Genomic DNA, 18,740 nt, shown 5'->3' with positions numbered 1-18,740 from the left:
CGGGGTCACCTGGCCGAGCCAGGGGCGGCCGCGGCAGCACTCGGCCAGGTCACCGTGCTCGTGGGTGTCGTCCGGGTGGTCCCGGACGAAGTCGGCGAGGGCCACCAGGTGGGCCACGTCCCCGTCGCGCTGGAAGCGCAGCCGGTGCGCGGTGTGCACGGCGCAGTCGAAGGCCGGGTCCCTGGTCAGGGCCCGGTCGATCCAGTCCAGCGCCTCGTCGAGCCGGCCGTTGTCGGCCAGCGTGCCGGCGATGTCGGCGTAGACCGCCAGGTCGTCCGGGTCGAGGGCGACCGCCCGTTCCAGCGCGGCGAGCGCGTCCCGGGTGCGGCCGGCGCTGCGGTAGGCGTAACCGAGCCACACCTCACCGAGTTTGGTGGGCTGTGCGCGTACCCCTCGGGAGGCCCAGGTGACGGCGAGGGCGACCTCGCCGAGGCGCCGGGCCAGCGCGGACGCCGCGCCCAGCAGCAGCGGGTGGGCGGGGTGCACGGTGACCGCGTTGCGGGCCAGGGTGAGGTACGGGCGCAGCGGGTCGCGCAGCCGGCGGGGGACCGGGTCGGGGGCCGTGGCGCAGACCTGCATGAGGATCCGGGCGGTGCGCTCCGGCTCGAGCCGTTCGGGCAGGTCGGGCGCGGTGACCCAGGGCACGGCGGCCCACTGGGCAGCGGGGGCGTAGCCGGTGGCCGCGGCCAGCAGGTCGAGCCCCTCGGCGGGGCGGCCGGCGGCGGCGGGCAGGGGGGCGCGGGCCACCACCGCGCCGACGAAGGCGTGGTGGCCGAGCGGGAAGAGGTCGAGGTCGCCGCCGCTGGCCGCGGCGAGCCGGGCGAGCGTCTCGTGCACCTCGGGCAGCGTGGGAGCCTGGACAAGGGCGGCGGCGACGTGGTCGGCGGCGTGCCGGAGGTCCCCCTCGGCCAGCGCCAGCCGGGCCAGCGCGATCTCCTCCTCCGCGGAGAGCGCGGGGTCGTCCTCGGGCACGTCGTCCTCTCGGGTGGTCGGTCCGCCAGCCGGGCAAGCCTAGGGGATCATGCCCCCGGATGGTGATCCACTGCGCACTACTGTTCGTTCCGTTGCTCGTTACCGCTGAAAGGTGCAAGACTGAGCACCGAACGCGCGGCAATCGCGCAGGAGGGGGTCTTCCGTGACGCGTCCAGGGGCCGGGATGGCCGCCGACATCGACGAGCAGCCGGCCGGTTACGAGCGCCTGCTCTCCGCCGAGCACGCCGGGGCGATCGCCCAGGTCGCGGCGGTGATCGCCGAGCGTCGGCCGCGCCACGTGGTCTTCACCGCCCGGGGCACCTCCGACCACGCGGCGCTCTACGCCGCCTACCTCACCGAGATCCGGCTCGGCCTGCCCGCCGGGCTCGCCTCGCCCAGCGCCGTCACCGTCTTCGGCGCGCGGCCGGACCTCTCCGACGCCCTGGTGGTCGGGGTCAGCCAGAGCGGCGGCTCGCCCGACCTGGCCGAGGTGCTGCGGGTAGCCCGGGAGTCCGGCGCGCTCACCCTGGCCGTCACCAACAACCCCGACTCGCGGCTGGTGGACACGGCCGAGCTGAGCGTGGACATCGCCGCCGGGCACGAGCGGGCCGTCGCCGCCACCAAGACCTACACGGCCGAGCTGCTCGCGCTGCTCATGCTCGTCGAGGGGGTACGCGCCGGCGACGGCGTGCTCCCCGCCGAGGAGCGGGCCGCCCTGGCCCGGCTGCCCGAGCTGGCCGAACGCACCCTCTCCGACGACACCCCGGCCCGGCTCGCCCCGCGCTACCGGTTCGCCGGCCAGCTCGTCACCACCGGCCGGGGCTACGCGTACCCGACCGCCCGGGAGGCGGCGCTGAAGCTGATGGAGACCTCCTACCTGCCGGCGCTGGCCTTCTCCGGCGCCGACCTGCTGCACGGCCCGCTCGCCATGACCGACCCGGACGTGCCGGTGCTCGCCGTGGTCGGCTCCGGCCCCGGCGGGCAGTCGATGCGCGAGGTGCTGCCCCGGCTCGGCGAGCGCCGCGCCGACGTGGTGGTGGTCGGCTCCGCCGACGTCGAGGCGACCGCCCGGATGGCCGTGCCGGAGGTCGACGAGCGGTACGCCCCGCTGCTCGACATCCTGCCGTTGCAGCGGCTCGCCCTGGCCCTGGCCCTGGCCCGGGGCGAGGACCCGGACGCCCCCCGCGGGTTGAAGAAGGTCACGGCGACGATGTGAGGCCCGGCGTGGCACGCTGTTCAGCGTGTCCACCCTCCGTGACCTCGCCGAGGAGCACACCTCGCTCCGGCCGGCCGACATCGACCACCTGCACCGGATCGCCGGCGACTGGCAGCTCCTCTCCGACCTGTCCTTCGCCGACCTGCTGCTCTGGGTGCCGGTCGACGGCGACGGCACGTTCCTCTGCGTGGCCCAGGTCCGCCCGACGACCGCGCCGACCGCGTACCTGGACGACCAGGTCGGCCGGATCGTCGGCGGGCCCGAGGTGGCGCACCTGGAGGTCGCCCACCGGCAGGGCCGGATCTGGCGGGAGGGCGACCCGGTCTGGTACGGCGACGTGCCCGCCCGGCACGAGGCCATCCCGGTGCGGCTGCGCACCGCCGACGGGGAGGGCGGCGAGGTGGTGGCGGTGGTCGGCCGGGACACCAACCTCTCCACCGCGCGCACGCCCAGCCAGCTCGAACTGAACTACCTGACCACCGCCGACGACCTGGCCCAGATGATCGCCGACGGCACCTTCCCGCCGCCCCGGCACCCGGGCGAGACCACCTCCGCGCCCCGGGTCGGCGACGGCCTGGTCCGGCTGGACGCCAACGGGAAGGTCACCTACGCCAGCCCCAACGCGCAGTCCGCGTACCGCCGGCTGGGCTACGCCTCCCACCTGGTCGGGGAGGACCTGGCCAAGCTGCACCGCCGGCTCGCCACCGACCCGCTGGAGGGCACCGACGCCGGCAACGCGGTGCTCGCCGCGCTGCGCGGCGAGGCCCCGCCCCGCCGGGAGATCGACGCCCGGGGCGCCACCATGCTCACCCGGGCGCTGCCGCTGATGCCCGCGGGCGTGCCGATCGGCGCGCTGGTGCTGGTCCGCGACATCACCGAGGTACGCCGCCGCGACCGCGCCCTGATCACCAAGGACGCCACCATCCGGGAGATCCACCACCGGGTGAAGAACAACCTCCAGACCGTCGCCGCGCTGCTCCGCCTCCAGGCCCGCCGGGTGGCCATGCCGGAGGCCCGGGTCGCCCTGGAGGAGTCGGTACGCCGGGTCGCGTCCATCGCGCTGGTGCACGAGACGCTCTCCATGTCCAGCGACGAGGCGGTCGAGTTCGACGGCATCGTCGACCGGGTGGCCAGCGCCGCCACCGAGGTGGCGGCGACCGAGGTGACCGTCGGCATGCGCCGGCAGGGCAGCTTCGGCGTGCTCCCCGCCGAGATCGCCACCTCGCTGGTGATGGTCCTCAACGAGCTGCTGCTCAACGCCGTCGAGCACGGCTTCCCGCCGGCCGGCGAGGAGGGCACGGCCGGCCCCGAGGGCGCGCCGGAGCCGGTCGTGGTGGTCTCCGCGCACCGGTTCCGCAAGCAGCTGCACGTCTCGGTCGCCGACAACGGCCGGGGCCTGCCCGAGCAGTTCGACGCCGAGAAGGGCGGCAACCTCGGGCTCCAGATCGTCCGGGCCCTGGTCACCGGCGAGCTGCGCGGCACCATCGAGCTGCGCAACGGCGCCGAGGGCGGCACCGAGGCCATGCTGGTGGTCCCCCTGGCCCGTGGCACCGCCGACCGCCTCGCCGGCTGACCGGCCTCCCGCCCCCGCCGTCGGTCACCGGGTGAGGAGGGCGACCGTGAGGCCGGGGCGGGGCCAGACCTGGCGGACCGTGAAGGCGTCGCGCAGGGCGTCGCCCTTGGCGCCGGGCACCGCCGCCAGCGGGTCGGCGCGCCGACCGGTGACCACCAGCCAGACCCGGTCCACGCCGGCCAGGCACTCCGCCGGACGGTCGCACTCGGCCGCCCAGAGGTCCGCGCGCTGCCGCTGGTCGCGCACCACCAGCACGTCGTGCGGCCGCCGCGCCCCCAGGTGGTACGCCAGGCCGAGGTCCGGGAAGAGCCAGCTGTCCCGGGGCGAGTAGACGACCGCGTCGCCGGGCCGCTGGTGGTCGGCGACGACCCGGGCCACGCCCGCGTAGTCCACCGGGGCGGTCCGCGGCCACTCGTGGGTGCGCCGCAGCGCCGCCTGGTCCGGCAGCCCGAGCAGGCCGGCCAGGGTCACCACGGCCAGCGCCGGCGCCAGGCGTACGTCGGCCAGCGCGGCCCCGGCCAGCAGGCAGGCGAACGGCACCGTGAAGATCAGGTACCGGGTCACCCAGAGCGGCACGGCCGTGCCGGCGGCGAAGAGCAGCAGCACCGGCAGCAGGACGGCGGCCCCCGGCAGCAGCGCCCGCCGGCCGAGCCGGGCCGCGCCGAGCGCGGCGAGACCGAGCAGCAGGCCACCCACCACCCCGCTCTGCGCCAACCCGCCGGGCAGCGCGGCCAGGTCGTCGACGCGGACCAGGCGGACCCAGTCGAGCTGGCGGCCGCGCTGGCCCCGGGCCACCAGCACCAGCGGGGCCACCAGCACGGCCGCCGGCAGCAGCGCCACCAACCAGCGCCAGAGCAGCCCCCTGCCCTTCCCGCCGGTCCGCTGGGTCGCCTCCCGCGCTCCGGCACCCGGGGCGGCCTCCGGTGCTCCGATGCTCGGGGGCGGGCCCAATGCTCCGATGCTCGGGGGCGGGCCCGGTGGTCCGATGCGCGGGCGCGGGCCCGGTGCGTCGGGCGAGGGCTCCACGCCGGCCGCACGCGCGGCCGCCAGCAGCACCACGAGGGCGTGCGCGGCGAGCAGGGTGAGGGCGATCAGGTGGGACGGCCCGAGCGCCGCGACCGCGAGGGCGTACCAGGCCCAGCGCCGCCAGGTGGGCCGGCGCAGCGCCCCGACCAGCAGCAGCGTGGCCAGCACGGCGAACAGGGTGGCCAACGTGTAGGGTCGCGCCTCCTGGCCGTACCGGGAGGTGGCCGGCAGCACGGCGAGGAGCAGCCCGGCGAGCAGCCCGGCCCGGGCACCGGCCAGCCGCGCCCCGAGCCGGGCGGTGATCGCGGCCGCCCCGGCCATGGCCAGCGCGGACGGCAGCCGCAACGCGGTCGGCGAGGTGCCGGCGAGCGCGGTCCAGCCGTGCATGAGCAGGTAGTACGGCCCGGTCGCGGCGTCGATGGTGCCGGCGAGGCGGACCAGGTCGGGGACGGGGCGGGTGGCGGCGCTCCAGGTCGCCAGCTCGTCCCGCCACGGCTGCGCGTGCCCGATGCCGGCGAGCGTGACCGCCAGGGTGACCAGGCCGGGGACCGCCCACACCGGCCAGTCCCGGCGGCCGTGGGGCGTGGGCTCGGCGGGCGGAGTCACATTCCGCAGCGTCACACGACGGCGGCGCCCGCCGGGCCGGTCCGCCGATTTGTCTCCACACCCGGCGGCTCTCGCCGTGCTGCCGCATGCCGGACAGCCTTCGCCGTGCTCGCTTTCTCGCCACCTCGGAGGTTGCTGCTGGGCGCCTTTCGAGCTGAGTCATTGGTGATGTCACCCCGGTGATCGGCCTTGCCACGTCTCGCCGCCCGAGACGTCGCCCCGTGATCCGGGGTCCGGGCCTGCCGTTCCGGCCCTTCGCCATTCCGGCCCTTGCCGCGCCGGCGGCATTCGCCGTCTCGCCCTTCGCCGTCCCGCGATCGTCGTCGGCTAACCCGTGCGGCGCGGCGCCATCGCTGAGTCGTTTGCGACATCAGCTCGAAAGGCGGTCGTGAGGTGGTCCATGTCCGGGCGGGCCGGTGGACGTGGAGCTGGTGGCGGTCGCTGAGTCGTTTGCGGCATCAGCTCGGAAGGCGCTCGCGAGGTGCCCATGGCCGGGCGGGCCGGCGGACTACGCCTTGAAGGGGCTACCCACCCGCTTCAGCTCGGCCGGGTCCACCTGCTCACCCCGGTCGGCGCGGAACACCAGATCGGCCGAACGGCAGGTCGGCGCGCCCGGGTCGTCGTCCGTCGTGCCGACCGGGCGGTGCGCCAGCACGCCAGCGGCGGCGAGCACGACGAGGCCGATCAGCACGGCAAGGACGACCGGCCGGCGGCTGCCTCGCGGGGCTACTGCGTCACGGGCGGTGCCGAAGGTGATGTGGAAAGGCGGGGGAGCGTACCACCCGGCACGGCGCGGCCGGTGCCCGTGATGTGGGATCACACACTCGGTCATTGGCTGGTCATCGACGGCTGTGGGAGCATGAGGCCTATGACCGCCGCTGTCATCCGCCGCTTCGTGGCCCGCCGCCACGTCGATTACGGCCGTGTCCGCAGCGCGATCTGTCCGGCCCACTGACGACGCCCGACCCATCCGTCTCGGGCGCGTTCCGCGCCGGCCGTCATTGACATCGCCGTCCTCGGCCCCTACCCGGGGCCGGCCGCCGCGTCCGCGCTTCCAGGCACAGCAGACAACGGAGGACGCCGCGATGGCGGTCAGCAGCACCACCACCACGACCCGGCCCGACACCCCGGCGCCCGCCGCCCGGGCCCCCCGCCGGCCGCGCGGTGAGGGGCAGTGGGCGCTCGGGCACCGCGAGCCGCTCAACGCCAACGAGCGGATCAAGAAGGACGACGACCCGCTGAACGTGCGGGCCCGGATCGAGAACATCTACGCGCACCGGGGCTTCGCCTCGATCGACCCGCAGGACCTGCGCGGCCGGTTCCGCTGGTGGGGCCTCTACACGCAGCGCAAGGCGGGCATCGACGGCGGGCGCACGGCCGTGCTGGAACCGCACGAGCTGGAGGACGAGTTCTTCATGCTCCGGGTGCGGGTGGACGGCGGTGAACTCACCCTCGCCCAGCTCCGGGTCGTCGCCGACATCTCGCGGGAGTTCGCCCGGGACACCGCCGACATCACCGACCGGCAGAACATCCAGTACCACTGGATCCGGGTCGAGGACGTGCCGGAGATCTGGCGCCGGCTGGAGGCGGTCGGTCTCCAGACCACCGAGGCGTGCGGCGACTGCCCCCGGGTCGTACTGGGCAGCCCGGTCGCCGGGGTGGCCCGCGACGAGGTGCTCGACCCGACGCCGGCGGTCGACGAGATCGTCCGCCGGTACGTCGGCGACAAGGCCTTCTCCAACCTGCCCCGCAAGTTCAAGACCTCGATCTCCTGGCTGGTCGACACCCCGTACGAGGCGAACGACATCGCCTTCCTCGGCGTCGAGCACCCGGACCACGGTCCCGGCTTCGACGTCTGGGTGGGTGGCGGCCTCTCCACCAACCCGATGCTGGCCAAGCGCCTCGGCGTCTGGGTGCCGCTGGCCGAGGTGCCGGACGTCTGGGCCGGGGTGGTCGGCATCTTCCGCGACTACGGCTACCGCCGGCTGCGCAACCGGGCACGGTTGAAGTTCCTGGTCGCCGACTGGGGCGTGGCGAAGTTCCGCGAGGTGCTGGAGAAGGACTACCTGGGCCGGGCGCTGCTCGACGGCCCGGCCGCGGCGCTGCCGGCGAAGCCGGTCGACCACATCGGCGTCCACCCGCAGCGGGACGGGAACCACTACGTCGGGGCCGCCCCGGTGGTGGGCCGGGTCTCCGGCACCCAGCTCGCCCGGCTGGCCGACGTGGCCGAGGCGCACGGCAGCGGTCGGGTGCGGCTCACCCCGTACCAGAAGCTGCTGGTGCTGGACGTGGCGCCGGAGCGGACCGACTCGCTGGTGGCCCAGCTGCGCGGGATCGGCCTGGAGGCCCGGCCCTCGGCCTGGCGGCGCGGCACCATGGCCTGCACCGGCATCGAGTTCTGCAAGCTCGCCATCGTCGAGACCAAGCGGCGCGGCGAGGAGCTGGTGGCCCGGCTGGAGGAGCGGCTGCGCGACTTCGACGCGGACATCTCCATCCACCTCAACGGCTGCCCGAACGCGTGCGCCCGCACCCAGGTGGCCGACATCGGCCTCAAGGGCCAGCTCGTGGTGGGCCCGGACGGCCGGCAGGTGGAGGGCTTCCAGGTGCACCTCGGCGGCGGCCTCGGCATGGCCGCCGGGCAGACCGCCGGCTTCGGCCGCAAGCTGCGCGGCCTGAAGACCACCGCCGAGGAGCTTCCGGCGTATGTGGAACGGCTGGCCCGCCGCTACCTGGCCGGCCGGAACGAGGGCGAGAGTTTCGCCAACTGGGTGATCAGGGTCGACGAGGAGGAATTGCGATGAGCGATGCCCGATCTGCGCCTCTCTACTGCCCGTACTGCGGGGAGGAGGACCTGCGGCCGCACGAGTCCGGGCACGGCGCCTGGGAGTGCCACGCCTGCGCCCGGGTCTTCACCGTGAAGTTCACCGGCCTGCTGTCCAGGGCGGTGACCCGATGAGCGCCCTGCCCTCCGCCGCCGGCCTGGGCCTGGTCGGGATCGGCGGGCCGGTCCCGGCCGACCCGGCCCGGCGTGACCCGGAGGAGCTGCGCGCCCTGGCCGAGCGGGCCGGCCGGGAGCTGGAGGGCGCGCCCGCGCTGGAGATCGCCCACTGGGCCGCCGAGACCTTCGGCGACCGGTTCTGCGTGACCAGCTCGATGGCCGACGGGGTGCTGGCCCATCTGGTCTCCCGGGTAGCCCCCGGGGTCGACGTGGTCTTCCTGGACACCGGCCTGCACTTCCCGGAGACGCTCAAGGTCCGCGACGAGGTGGCCCGGCGGCTGCCGGTGACCGTGCGCTCGATCCGGCCCCGGATGACCGTCGGCCAGCAGGACGGCCAGTACGGCCCCCGGCTGTTCAGCAAGTCCCCGGACGACTGCTGCCAACTGCGCAAGGTGGAGCCGCTGGAGCGGGCGCTGACCGGGTACGACGCCTGGGCCGCCGGGCTGCGCCGGGACGAGTCGCCGACCCGGGCCAACACACCGGTGGTGGCCTTCGACGCGCGGCGCGGCAAGGTCAAGGTCAACCCGATCGCGGCCTGGAGCCAGCGGGACGTGGACGCCTACATCGCCCGCTACGACATCCCGGTCAACGAGCTGTTCGCCCGGGGCTACGGCTCGATCGGCTGCTGGCCCTGCACCCGCCGCACGAGGGCGGGGGAGGACCCGCGGGCGGGCCGGTGGGCCATGTTCGAGAAGACCGAGTGCGGCCTGCACACCTGACCGGCGAGCCGCCGGTGGTGCTTGTCGCGCACGGCAGTCGGGACCCGCGGGCGGCGGCGGCGATCCGGGCCCTGGCCCGGGCCGTGGCGGCCGCCCGGCCCGGCGTCCCGGTGCTGCCGAGCTGGCTGGACCACACCGACCCCGGTCCCGCCGCGGTGCTGCGGGACCTGGCCGCCGCCGGTCACTCGCGGGCGGTGCTGGTGCCGTTGCTGCTGACCGCCGCGTACCACCGGAAGGTCGACATCCCGGCGGCGGTGGCGGCGGCCCGGGCGGGCGGCGCGGCGATCGAGGTCCGGGTGACCGACGTGCTGGGGCCGGCGGACGGGGTGGTGGACGCCCGGCTGCTGGCCGGGCTGCGCCGCCGGCTGAGCGAGGCGGCGCCGGGCGGCTTCGACGCCCTGGTGCTGGCCGCGGCGGGCACCCGGGATCCGCGGGCGCGCGGTTCGGTGGGGCGGGTCGCCGCGGCGCTCGGCGCCGAGCTGGGCGTGCCCTGCCGGGTGTCGTACGCCTCGGCGGCGCCCCCGGGCGCCGGTGTCGCGGTGTCCCGGCTGCGCGCGGCGGGCGCCCGGCGGGTGGCGGTGGCCGGCTACTTCCTGGCCCCGGGCCTGTTCCATGACGCGGTCCGGGCGACGGCCGAGCGGGCCGGCGCGGTGGCGGTCGCCGATCCGCTGACCGACCTGCCCGAACTCGCCGAGCTGGTGCTGCGCCGGGTCGACGCCGTGCCGGTCGGCAGCCCGGTGTGACCCACGCCGCCTTCATGATCAACCAGGGCGGCGGCGGGGTAACCGGGTGTCATGTGCCCCGGACAGCAGAACGCCCCGGCCGGGATCCGGCCGGGGCGTGGAGCTGCGTGCGAATCAGGCGGAGTGAGCGCGCAGTACCCGGAGACCGCCGCGGCGCTTCACCGCGCGGCGCTCCTCCTCGCTCATCCCGCCCCAGACGCCGGCGTCCTGACCGGACTCCAGCGCCCACTGGAGGCACTGGTCGGTCACCGGGCAGCGCCGGCAGACGGCCTTGGCCTGCTCCACCTGCAGGAGGGCCGGTCCGGACGTCCCGATCGGGAAGAACAGCTCCGGGTCCTCGTCGCGGCAGACGGCATCGTGGCGCCAGTCCATGGCGGCAACACTCCTCATTCTTAAGTGGGTGGCCAATAACGCTTCGTTGCTATTCCTATATGCGTCCGCATTGCCGATCGGTGACGGTCAGCATCCATCAATTCGGCGCTGCGTGAGCAGGCTTGCAGGCCCGTGGACCTGCTGGAACAGCTCAACCTGCCGAGCATATCCAGGCAATGTCCCGGTAACACGACTTCGCTTGTGAATACTTTCACGAACTGTCGCGATGTCAAGGGTGACGCTCGGAAAAACTCCGAACAGTGAGCGGGCTCACCACCCTTTTGTCCGGGTTTCAGAGCGCTCTGGTTACCCGGCGTGCCACAGTCGAGGATCAATATAGTACGGTCTGCGTGACGTTGCTGACATTTCCGGCACCTTCCCTCGGTGTGGCGGCCACCGCTGGATGCGGTGAGGGGGTCCGCGTCAACCGACGGGAGTACCCGAGACCTAGCAGATTACTCTCAGTGCGGCAGGCACGGATGCGAATCTGACTTTTTCCCGCTCGCCGAGGTAGTCGCCGTCCAACTGGAAGGCCAGCGGGCGGGCCGAGAGCAGGGTGAACTCCGCCACGTCGTGCAGCCGGAGCACCTGTCGGCCGTGCGGGTCGGGCTGCCGGGCGAAGAACTGGGTCACCGTCCGTGCCGTGCTGGCCACCTTGAGCTGCCGCAGGGCGAGCACGTCCAGGCCGAGGTCGAACGAGGCCTCCGGATTCGGGTTGATCTCCCGGTCGCCCAGGTACGTCCACGGGGCGGTGTTCTGGATGATGATCGTGCCCAGGTCGGTCTCGGCCGTCTCCCCGGGGCGCTCCAGCGTGATCACCGGGTGCCGCCGGTCCGAGGCGAGGAAGTACTGGCTCACCGTCGAGCGGAAGTAGAGCGCCGGCGTGGACACCCGGCCCCGCTTGCGGGCCCGCTCGACCCGCTGGATGACCGCCGCGTCGATGCCGAAGCCCGCGCAGAAGGTGAAGTAGCGGTCGTCCGCCCGGCCCAGCCCGATGGTGCGGGACCGGCCCAGCCGCAGCCCCTCCAGGATCATGCTGGTCCCGTCCGGCCACTCCCGGGGCAGGCCGAGGGCCCGGGCGAAGACGTTGGTCGAGCCGCCCGGAACGGTCGCCAGCGCCGGCAGCCGCTCCGCCGGGGTCTGCCCGGTGCGGAAGGTCGGCGGCTCGGCGGCCATCAGGCCGTTCACCACCTCGTTGACCGTGCCGTCGCCGCCGAGCGTCACCACCAGGTCGACGCCCTCCTGGGCGGCCTCCCGCGCCAGGTCCATGGCGTGGCCCCGCCGGCGGGTGTAGCGCACCGAGAGGTCGACTTCGCTGCGCAGCGCCCGGACCAGGACGTCCCGGCTGCGCTCGCTCGTGGTGGTGGCCTTCGGATTGACCACCAGGACGGCCCGCATGGGCGGCACTGTACCGCGCCTACCCACGGGTATCGTGTCGCGCGTGACGATCGACTCCGGCCCGGTCCCCGGCACGCTCCGCTGGGCGGTGCTCCTGCTGCGCGCCGAGGCGGTGGCCCTCGGCCTGGTCGCGGTGTGGCTGATCTGGTCCGACCTGACGGCGCGCACCACCGACCTGACCTCGGCACTGCTGGTGACCGCGTTCGCGGTCGCCGGGGCGGTCGCGCTCTGGGCGCTCGGCGCCGCGCTGGCCCGGCGCCGCTCGGGGGCCCGGGCACCGGCCATCGTGCTCCAGCTCATGCTGCTGCCGGTCGGCTGGTACATGATCCAGGGCGGTCTGGGCTGGTTGGGCCTGCCGCTGATGGTGCTCGGTCTCGCCGTCACCGGTCTGCTCGTCAGCGCCCCGACCAACCGGGCGCTCGGCTTCGACTGACGCCGCGCCGGCCGCCGACGGTCAGTAGCCGGAGGCGCGGCGGGTGAGCAGGGAGATGGTGGCCCGGCCCTCGGCGGCCCGGGCGCTCGCCGTGGTGGTCAGCGCGGTGAGCACCTTCCAGGCGAAGGACGACTCCGAGGGAAGGGTGGCGCCCCGCACGGTCGGCACGGTCACCTCGACGGTGAGCGCGTCCTCGGTGACCGCGAAGCGGCACTCCAGCTCGGCGTCGCGGGTCGCGATGGCGAGCAGCATGGCGCACGCCTCGTCGACCGCGATGCGCAGGTCCTCGATCTCGTCGAGGGCGAACTGGAGCCGGGCCGCGAGACCGGCGGTGGCGGTGCGCAGCACGCCGAGGTAACCGCCGTCGGCGGGCACCGTGAGGTGCACGACATCGTCGTCGGTCGTCGGCTGGCCGGTCAGTTGAGTCACGCCTCATCCCCCCGGTGCGGGACTCTACCCGGTCAGGCGTCCGGGCGCGTGGGGGTGGCCGTGGCCTGCGCGGCCAGCTCCTGCAGCGCCGTTCCGGCCAGCCGGTAGGGCACCCACTCGTCCATCGGGTTGGCCCCGATCGCGGCGTAGAAGCGGCCGGCCGGGTTCCAGTTGATCATCCACCACTCCAGCCGGCGGTAGCCGCGCTCGACGCAGATCGCCGCGAGGGTGGCGAGCAGCAACCGGCCCGCGCCGGTGCCGCGGGCGGCCGGCCGGACGTACAGGTCCTCCAGGTAGATGCCGTGCACGCCCTCCCACGTGGAGAAGTTGAGGAACCAGAGGGCGAAGCCGATCGGCTGGTCGGCGGCGTCCACGGCGACGTGCCCGTAGAGCGCCGGTGCGGGACCGAACAGGGCGGCGGTGAGCTGCTCCTCGGTGAGGTGGCACTGCTCGGGGGCGCGTTCGTAGTCGGCGAGTTCGTGCACCATCGCGACGACGGCCGGCACGTCCTCGGGACGCGCCGGCCGGATCGTCGGTGCCTGGGCGGGCAGGCTCACGCCTGCTTGGTCTCCCAGAAGATCTTCGAGATCTCGTCGATCTTCGAGAGCAGCTTGTCGGCCACCGCCGGGTCCATGCTGCCCTTCGCGCCGGCGGAGCCGGCGAGCTTGGTGGTCTCGTTGAACAGCTCGTGCAGGTGCGGGTACTTCTCGAAGTGCTGCGGCTTGAAGTAGTCGGTCCAGAGCACCCACAGGTGGTGCTTGACCAGCTCGGCCCGCTGCTCCTTGATCAGGATGGCCCGCGTGCGGTACTCCGGGTCGGTGTTGGCCTGGTACTTCTCGCAGATCATTTTGACCGACTCGGCCTCGATCCGGGCCTGCGCCGGGTCGTAAACGCCGCACGGCAGGTCGCAGTGCGCGCTGGCGGTCACACGGGGCGTGAGGATGCGAGGAAGGCGCATCAGGGTCCTCCATGGGATGTTTGCGATGATCCGAGACGACATTACTCCTGGACATGCTCCCCGGCGGGCGGGAGGTGAAACCCCGGTGCATGCCGCCAACGGCCCCACCGCGCCGGTGCTCCGCTGGCCGCTGGCCGCCGTGCTGGTCACCGGCCCGTCCATGGCGCCGACCCTGCGGCACGGCGACGCCGTGCTGGTGCGCACCGGGGGCCGGCCGGTACGCCCCGGCGACGTGGTGGTCGCCGTCTTCCGCAGCCGCCCCGACCTGCTCGTGGTCAAGCGCGCGGTCCGCCGGCAGGACGGCGGCTGGTGGCTGCGCGGCGACAACGACCTGGTCACCGACGACTCCCGGGCGTACGGGGTGGCCGACGTCCGGGGGCGGGTGGTGGCGCGGTACTGGCCGCGTCCCGGGCTTGTCACGGATCGTCCGCTGCGGATATGACCCCGCTCACATCCCGGTGCCGCCTCGCTGACTATGCTCGGAAAGTGCCCGGGTGACCCCCCGCACCGCCGCCCCGCTGGCCGCTGACCACGCGCGCCGAGCCGGCCGGTCCGTCTGCTCGACAGATCCTGGAGTCACCAATGTCTGCGTCCACCCCGGACCCCGCTGATCCCGTCTTCCGGCTGCACCTCGGCGGCAAGATGGCCGTCGCCTCGACCGTGCCGCTCACCAGCCGGGAGGACCTCTCCCTCGCGTACACCCCGGGCGTGGCCCGGGTCTGCGAGGCGATCGCCGCCGACCCCGACCTCGCCGACGACTACACCTGGGTGTCGCACACCGTCGCCGTGGTCACCGACGGCTCCGCCGTGCTCGGCCTGGGCAACATCGGCCCGCGCGCGGCGCTCCCGGTGATGGAGGGCAAGGCGGTGCTGTTCAAGCAGTTCGCGGGCGTGGACGCGGTTCCGGTCTGCCTGGACACGCAGGACGTGGACGAGATCGTGGCGACGGTGCGGGCGCTCGCTCCCTCGTTCGGCGGGATCAACCTGGAGGACATCAGCGCCCCGCGCTGCTTCGAGGTGGAGCGCCGGCTGGACGAGGCGCTCCCCATCCCGGTCTTCCACGACGACCAGCACGGCACCGCGATCGTGGTGCTGGCCGCGCTGCGCAACGCCGCCACCCTGCTCAACCGCAAGCTGGGCGACCTGCGGGTGGCGGTCAGCGGGGCCGGCGCGGCGGGCGTGGCGGTGACGAAGATGCTGGTCGCCGGGGGCGTCAACCCGGACCAGGTGGTCGTCTGCGACTCCAGGGGCATCATCGGGCGGCACCGCGAGCTGACCGGGACCAAGGCCGAGCTGGCCGAGACCACCAACGCCGACGGGCGGCAGGGCGACATCACCGAGGCGCTGCGCGGCGCGGACGTCCTGGTCGGCGTCTCCGGCGGGCAGATCCCCGAGGCGGCGGTGGCCGGGATGGCCCCGGGCGGCATCGTCTTCGCGCTGGCCAACCCCACCCCGGAGGTGCACCCCGAGGTGGCCGCCCGGCACGTGGCCGTGGTCGCCACCGGGCGCAGCGACTACCCCAACCAGATCAACAACGTGCTCGCCTTCCCGGGCGTGTTCCGGGGCGCGCTGGACGCCCGGGCCACCCGGATCACCGACGGGATGAAGGTGGCCGCGGCCGACGCCATCGCCAACGTGGTGGCCGAGTCGCTGACGCCCGAGGCGATCGTGCCCTCCCCGCTGGACCCGCGGGTCGCCCCCGCGGTCGCCGAGGCAGTCGCCGAGGCGGCCCGCCGGGACGGGGTCGCGCGCCGCTGAGCGTGGCGTAAGAAACGGCTTTGGTGGGGAAGGTCCCCTTCTTAACGAGCGCTCAGCTTGTTACGGTGCCGATCATGCGTGCCGCCTTCGCCTCGGCCTTCGACGCCGACAACCCGCTCGCCGCGCTCACCGTCGGCGACCGCCCCGAGCCGACCCACCCGCAGGAGGACTGGGTCACCGTGCAGGTCCGGGCCAGCTCGCTCAACCACCACGACCTCTGGTCGCTGCGCGGGGTGGGGCTCAGCGCCGACCAGCTCCCGATGATCCTCGGCTGCGACGCGGTCGGCACCGACCCGGACGGCAACGAGGTGGTCATCTACCCCGTGGTGCCCACCCGGGGCGACCCGCGCGGGGTCTCCATCCTCTCCGAGCACTTCGCGGGCACCTTCGCCGAGCGGGTGGCCGTACCCCGGATGAACCTGCTGCCGCTGCCCGACGGCCTGTCGGCGATCGACGCGGCCTGCCTGCCCACGGCGTGGCTCACCGCGTGGCGGATGCTCACCACCAGGGGCCGGGTCGGCGACGGCGAGTCGGTGCTGGTCCAGGGTGCCGGCGGGGGCGTGGCCACCGCGGCCGTCGCGCTCGGCGTCGCCCTGGGCAAGCGGGTGTACGCGACCAGCCGCGACGCCGCCAAGCGGGAGCGCATCACCGAGCTGGGCGCGACCGCGCTGGAGCCCGGCGCCCGCCTGCCCGAACGGGTCGATGTGGTGATCGAGACGGTCGGCGCGGCCACCTTCGACCACTCGCTGAAGTCGGCCGCCCCGATGGCCCGGATCGTGGTCTCCGGCGCCACCGCCGGCCACGAGCCCAAGGTCAACCTGCGCCGGGTCTTCGCCATGCAGCTGGAGATCCTCGGCACCTCGATGGGCACCCCCGACGAGCTGACCCAGCTCCTGGCGTTCTGCTCCGAGCACGAGGTGCGCCCGGTGGTGGACAGCGTGGTGCCGTTCAGCCGGATCGAGGACGCCTTCGCCCGCCTGAACTCCGGCGAGGTCTTCGGCAAGGTGGTCATCGACCACACCGCCTGACCGGCGCCGCCGCCCTGGGCGACCGGTCAGAGATGGTCGTCCAGGGTGGCCAGCCCGCCGCGGGTGGCGTCGGCCGGGAGCCGCTTCTTCGCCGCCGCGTCGCCGTAGAGCGTCCAGCGGAGGAACTCCACGGTCGTGTCGGCGACCACCCGCAGCGCCCTGCCGTCGCTGAGCAGCGCGCGCCCGTGGTCGCCGTCGGGCAGGCTGAGCATCGCCTTCGGCCAGGGCACCGCGTCGTAGACCGCCTTGCCGGCGGCGTAGCCCACCACCTCGTCGGCCTCGCCGTGCACGAAGAGCTGCGGCGCCGCCGCCCCGGCGAACGCGGTGCCGACGCCGAGTGCCGTCCCGGCGAAGACGATGCCGGCGTCCAGGCGCTCGTCCCGGCCCGCGGTGAACAGCCCGATCGTGGTCACCCCGCCCGCGCTGTGCCCGGTCGCGGCCACCCGTTCCGGGTCCAGCCGGCCGCGCAGCGGGTCGCCCGCCCGGCCGTCGAGGGCGAGCACCTGGGTCAGCACGTACGACACGTCGGCCGGCTGGTTGAGCACGTCGAGCGGGTTGCCGTCGCCGCCGGCCCCGGTGTGCGGGAACTTCGGCGCGGCCACCACGAACCCGGCGGCCGCCCAGCGGCTCAACAGCACCTGGTAGTCCTCCGGCCGGGCGCCCAGCCCGTGGCTGAACAGCACCACCGGGAACCGGCCGGCCGCCGCCGGGGCGGACCGCTCCGGCGCGCCCCCGGCCTCGCCCCGCGCCGGATACCAGAGGGTCACCGGCAGGGGGCGGTCGCCGTCGCGGTTCAGCTTCAGCTGGCGTACGCCGACCGCGAAGCTCTCGGCGGGGGCGTGCCCGGCGGCCACCCGCGGCGCGGGTGTGGTGGCCTTCGGCGGGGCGTCGGGCGCGGGGCGCCCGGCCGGGGCGGTCCCGCCCGAGCAGCCGGCCAGACCCGTGCTGAGCAGGGCGGCGGTGACCAGGGCGGCAGGACGACGGCGCATGAACACGATTGTGCCTCGCGCTCCGGGATGATCGGCCGGCATCGGCACCCGGCGTGACGCGATCGCCTCAGCCGGTGGGTGGCCGGCCACCGCGCAGCCGGGCCAGGTCGGCGGCGTCCTTGGCCCGGCGGGGTCGCTCGGGCATCCAGACCGGGTACATCTCCTTGAACTCGATCTGGGCGGCGACGCTGATCACCGGGGCGGTGAACGGCCCGATCCGCCCCGGAGGGGCGTCCAGCATGCCCTCCGGCAGCGGGGTGCCGGCCCACTGCCCGGCCCCGACCACCACCCGGCCTGCCGGATCCCGGTCCAGGTACGCGAAGCTCAGCTCGACGTCACCCCGCACCAGGTCGAGTTGCAGCTCGACCGGCATCCGGGGGTCGGGGCGCCAACCCTGCCCGCCGAGCCGGGTCGCCAGCGGGCCGGCGTCGCCCCGCCAGCAGTACCAGTCGACGTCCACGTGCGGCCGGCTCACCGCGCCGAGGTGGAAGTCCATGGCCCACCCGCCGCGCAGCCACACCGCGATCCCGGCCCCCTCGGTCAGCTCGACCACCTCGCGGACCGCTTCGAGTTGCCGCGCTGCCAGCCCGTCCATCCGGGCGACGCTACCGCCCGGCTCCCGACCCTGCCGCCCCGCCCGATCGGGGGCCGGATGCGCCTCACCGACGCCGCCATGGCCCTTGATCGACTCCAGCTCGCCGAGGTGGCGGGGTCGGGAGCCGGCGGATACCGCCGGGTCGCCGAGGTGGAGTGGATCATGCGATCAACTGGGGAGGGCGCGGGTGGTGAGAGTGGTGACGCCGGGCAGGTGGGCGTCGGCGGGCAGCCGGTTCCTGGCGGCCCGGTCGTCGTAGAGGGTCCACCGGAGGAAGTCGGTGGTGGTGGCCACGACCTGCGCGAAGCCGGGGCGGCCCGGGTTCAGGTACTCGCCGTGGCCCTGGCCGGGAAGGCCCAGGAAGGCGGCCGGCCCGCGGCTGCGGGCGTACGCGGCCCGGCCGACCGACTCCGGCACGACGGGGTCCGCGCCGCCGTGCACGAACAGCAGGGGCGCGACCGGTCCGGCGAAGCTGCCGGCCAGCCCGCCGCCGGCGATGACGATGCCGGCGCGCAGCCGGGGCGAGTGTCCCGAGGCGAACATGCCGGCCGTGGTGAAGCCGCCGGCCGAGTGCCCGGCCGCAGCGAACCGGTCCACCGCCAGGTGCCCGGCGAGCGGATCCCCGGGCCGGGCGTCGAGGCGGGCCAGGTGGCGGACCAGCCGCCAGCCGTCGGCCGGCTGGTTCGGCACGTCGGCCCTGGTGAAGTCGCGCGCCCGCAGGTTGGTCCGCGGGTAGGTCGGCGCGGCCACCACGAACCCGGCCGCCGCCCAGCGGGTGGTCAGCGGGGCGTGCAACGCGGGGAGACTGTGCAGGCCGTGGCTGTAGACGACCACCGGGAACCGGCCGGGAGCCGCCGGCGCGCCGGGCCGCGCCACCGGGTCGGCCGTCGTGGTGCCGGTGGTCGGGTCGGATGTCGGCCCTGCGGT

At 74.7% G+C, this 18,740-nt stretch carries 21 protein-coding genes; 10 read left to right on the top strand and 11 right to left on the bottom strand.

Annotation, left to right across the window (positions count from 1 at the left end):
- Positions 1 to 972, bottom strand: a 972-nt coding sequence (locus ACW0Q9_RS18135) for a tetratricopeptide repeat protein (protein WP_456182789.1), incomplete at its 3' end; no start/stop codon positions are given.
- Positions 973 to 1,156: 184 nt separating this feature from the next.
- Between ACW0Q9_RS18135 and ACW0Q9_RS18130 the strand changes: the two genes are divergently transcribed.
- Together ACW0Q9_RS18130 and ACW0Q9_RS18125 are read left to right on the top strand one after the other, a co-directional pair.
- Positions 1,157 to 2,188, top strand: coding sequence for an SIS domain-containing protein (locus ACW0Q9_RS18130; RefSeq protein WP_456182793.1), 1,032 nt, complete (start codon positions 1,157 to 1,159; stop codon positions 2,186 to 2,188).
- A 25-nt stretch (positions 2,189 to 2,213) separates the two neighbouring features.
- Positions 2,214 to 3,761 carry a histidine kinase N-terminal domain-containing protein gene (locus ACW0Q9_RS18125; RefSeq protein WP_456182787.1) on the top strand — a complete coding sequence of 516 codons (1,548 nt, stop codon included), beginning with the start codon at positions 2,214 to 2,216 and terminating at the stop codon, positions 3,759 to 3,761.
- A gap of 24 nt (positions 3,762 to 3,785) precedes the next feature.
- Here the strand turns inward: ACW0Q9_RS18125 and ACW0Q9_RS18120 are convergent, their stop codons facing one another.
- Entirely contained in the window at positions 3,786 to 5,393 is a 1,608-nt protein-coding gene (locus ACW0Q9_RS18120; RefSeq protein ID WP_456182785.1) for a glycosyltransferase family 39 protein, read from the bottom strand.
- A gap of 508 nt (positions 5,394 to 5,901) precedes the next feature.
- Complete coding sequence (locus ACW0Q9_RS18115; protein ID WP_456182783.1) at positions 5,902 to 6,084, bottom strand: hypothetical protein; 183 nt, start codon at positions 6,082 to 6,084, stop codon at positions 5,902 to 5,904.
- 394 nt (positions 6,085 to 6,478) lie between these two features.
- Between ACW0Q9_RS18115 and ACW0Q9_RS18110 the strand changes: the two genes are divergently transcribed.
- The 4 genes from ACW0Q9_RS18110 to ACW0Q9_RS18095 are packed head-to-tail and all read left to right on the top strand — an operon-like array spanning position 6,479 to position 9,853.
- On the top strand, positions 6,479 to 8,194 hold the full coding sequence (locus ACW0Q9_RS18110; RefSeq protein WP_456182781.1) for a nitrite/sulfite reductase: 1,716 nt from the start codon (positions 6,479 to 6,481) through the stop codon (positions 8,192 to 8,194).
- On the top strand, positions 8,191 to 8,349 hold the full coding sequence (locus ACW0Q9_RS18105; protein ID WP_456182779.1) for a hypothetical protein: 159 nt from the start codon (positions 8,191 to 8,193) through the stop codon (positions 8,347 to 8,349). Before ACW0Q9_RS18110 ends, ACW0Q9_RS18105 begins: the two co-directional genes overlap by 4 nt.
- Complete coding sequence (locus tag ACW0Q9_RS18100) at positions 8,346 to 9,110, top strand: phosphoadenylyl-sulfate reductase (protein ID WP_456182777.1); 765 nt, start codon at positions 8,346 to 8,348, stop codon at positions 9,108 to 9,110. Before ACW0Q9_RS18105 ends, ACW0Q9_RS18100 begins: the two co-directional genes overlap by 4 nt.
- Positions 9,092 to 9,853: a sirohydrochlorin chelatase gene (locus ACW0Q9_RS18095; protein WP_456182775.1), complete on the top strand. Its 762-nt coding sequence runs from the start codon at positions 9,092 to 9,094 to the stop codon at positions 9,851 to 9,853. The genes ACW0Q9_RS18100 and ACW0Q9_RS18095 overlap by 19 nt, the downstream gene beginning before the upstream one ends.
- A 114-nt stretch (positions 9,854 to 9,967) precedes the next feature.
- Here the strand turns inward: ACW0Q9_RS18095 and ACW0Q9_RS18090 are convergent, their stop codons facing one another.
- Together ACW0Q9_RS18090 and ACW0Q9_RS18085 are read right to left on the bottom strand one after the other, a co-directional pair.
- A complete protein-coding gene (locus ACW0Q9_RS18090) occupies positions 9,968 to 10,225 on the bottom strand; it encodes a WhiB family transcriptional regulator (protein WP_073834718.1) in 258 nt (85 codons plus the stop codon).
- Positions 10,226 to 10,672: 447 nt separating this feature from the next.
- On the bottom strand, positions 10,673 to 11,623 hold the full coding sequence (locus tag ACW0Q9_RS18085) for a diacylglycerol/lipid kinase family protein (RefSeq protein ID WP_456182773.1): 951 nt from the start codon (positions 11,621 to 11,623) through the stop codon (positions 10,673 to 10,675).
- Positions 11,624 to 11,666: 43 nt separating this feature from the next.
- Between ACW0Q9_RS18085 and ACW0Q9_RS18080 the strand changes: the two genes are divergently transcribed.
- Entirely contained in the window at positions 11,667 to 12,056 is a 390-nt protein-coding gene (locus tag ACW0Q9_RS18080; protein WP_456182771.1) for a hypothetical protein, read from the top strand.
- 21 nt (positions 12,057 to 12,077) lie between these two features.
- On the opposite strand, the gene ACW0Q9_RS18075 is transcribed toward ACW0Q9_RS18080, so the two are convergent.
- From ACW0Q9_RS18075 to sodN, 3 genes are all read right to left on the bottom strand, one after another.
- Positions 12,078 to 12,485: an ATP-binding protein gene (locus ACW0Q9_RS18075; protein ID WP_456182769.1), complete on the bottom strand. Its 408-nt coding sequence runs from the start codon at positions 12,483 to 12,485 to the stop codon at positions 12,078 to 12,080.
- Positions 12,486 to 12,517: 32 nt separating this feature from the next.
- Positions 12,518 to 12,973 carry an N-acetyltransferase family protein gene (locus ACW0Q9_RS18070; RefSeq protein WP_456182791.1) on the bottom strand — a complete coding sequence of 152 codons (456 nt, stop codon included), beginning with the start codon at positions 12,971 to 12,973 and terminating at the stop codon, positions 12,518 to 12,520.
- 65 nt (positions 12,974 to 13,038) lie between these two features.
- Positions 13,039 to 13,443 (bottom strand): superoxide dismutase, Ni, encoded by a 405-nt coding sequence (gene sodN / locus ACW0Q9_RS18065; protein WP_456182767.1) that lies wholly within the window; start codon positions 13,441 to 13,443, stop codon positions 13,039 to 13,041.
- 85 nt (positions 13,444 to 13,528) lie between these two features.
- Here sodN and ACW0Q9_RS18060 point away from each other — a divergent pair, with 85 nt between their 5' ends.
- From ACW0Q9_RS18060 to ACW0Q9_RS18050, 3 genes are all read left to right on the top strand, one after another.
- Positions 13,529 to 13,885 carry a S24/S26 family peptidase gene (locus ACW0Q9_RS18060; protein ID WP_456182765.1) on the top strand — a complete coding sequence of 119 codons (357 nt, stop codon included), beginning with the start codon at positions 13,529 to 13,531 and terminating at the stop codon, positions 13,883 to 13,885.
- Between the two features lie 140 nt (positions 13,886 to 14,025).
- Positions 14,026 to 15,201: an NAD(P)-dependent malic enzyme gene (locus tag ACW0Q9_RS18055; RefSeq protein WP_456182763.1), complete on the top strand. Its 1,176-nt coding sequence runs from the start codon at positions 14,026 to 14,028 to the stop codon at positions 15,199 to 15,201.
- Positions 15,202 to 15,266: 65 nt separating this feature from the next.
- A complete protein-coding gene (locus ACW0Q9_RS18050) occupies positions 15,267 to 16,229 on the top strand; it encodes a zinc-binding dehydrogenase (protein ID WP_456182761.1) in 963 nt (320 codons plus the stop codon).
- A gap of 26 nt (positions 16,230 to 16,255) precedes the next feature.
- On the opposite strand, the gene ACW0Q9_RS18045 is transcribed toward ACW0Q9_RS18050, so the two are convergent.
- From ACW0Q9_RS18045 to ACW0Q9_RS18035, 3 genes are all read right to left on the bottom strand, one after another.
- Positions 16,256 to 17,218 (bottom strand): alpha/beta hydrolase family protein, encoded by a 963-nt coding sequence (locus ACW0Q9_RS18045; protein WP_456182759.1) that lies wholly within the window; start codon positions 17,216 to 17,218, stop codon positions 16,256 to 16,258.
- Between the two features lie 67 nt (positions 17,219 to 17,285).
- The gene (locus ACW0Q9_RS18040) at positions 17,286 to 17,813 is read right to left on the bottom strand and encodes a nucleotidyltransferase domain-containing protein (protein ID WP_456182757.1); all 528 of its coding nucleotides are present in this window, start codon (positions 17,811 to 17,813) and stop codon (positions 17,286 to 17,288) included.
- A 168-nt stretch (positions 17,814 to 17,981) separates the two neighbouring features.
- On the bottom strand, positions 17,982 to 18,740 hold a 759-nt coding region (locus ACW0Q9_RS18035), incomplete at its 5' end, for an alpha/beta hydrolase family protein (RefSeq protein WP_456182755.1).

This window comes from Micromonospora sp. I033 (genome assembly GCF_053890995.1).
The sequence above is the reverse complement of the archived record's forward strand: the minus strand, read 5'-3'. Positions and strand labels throughout refer to the sequence as shown.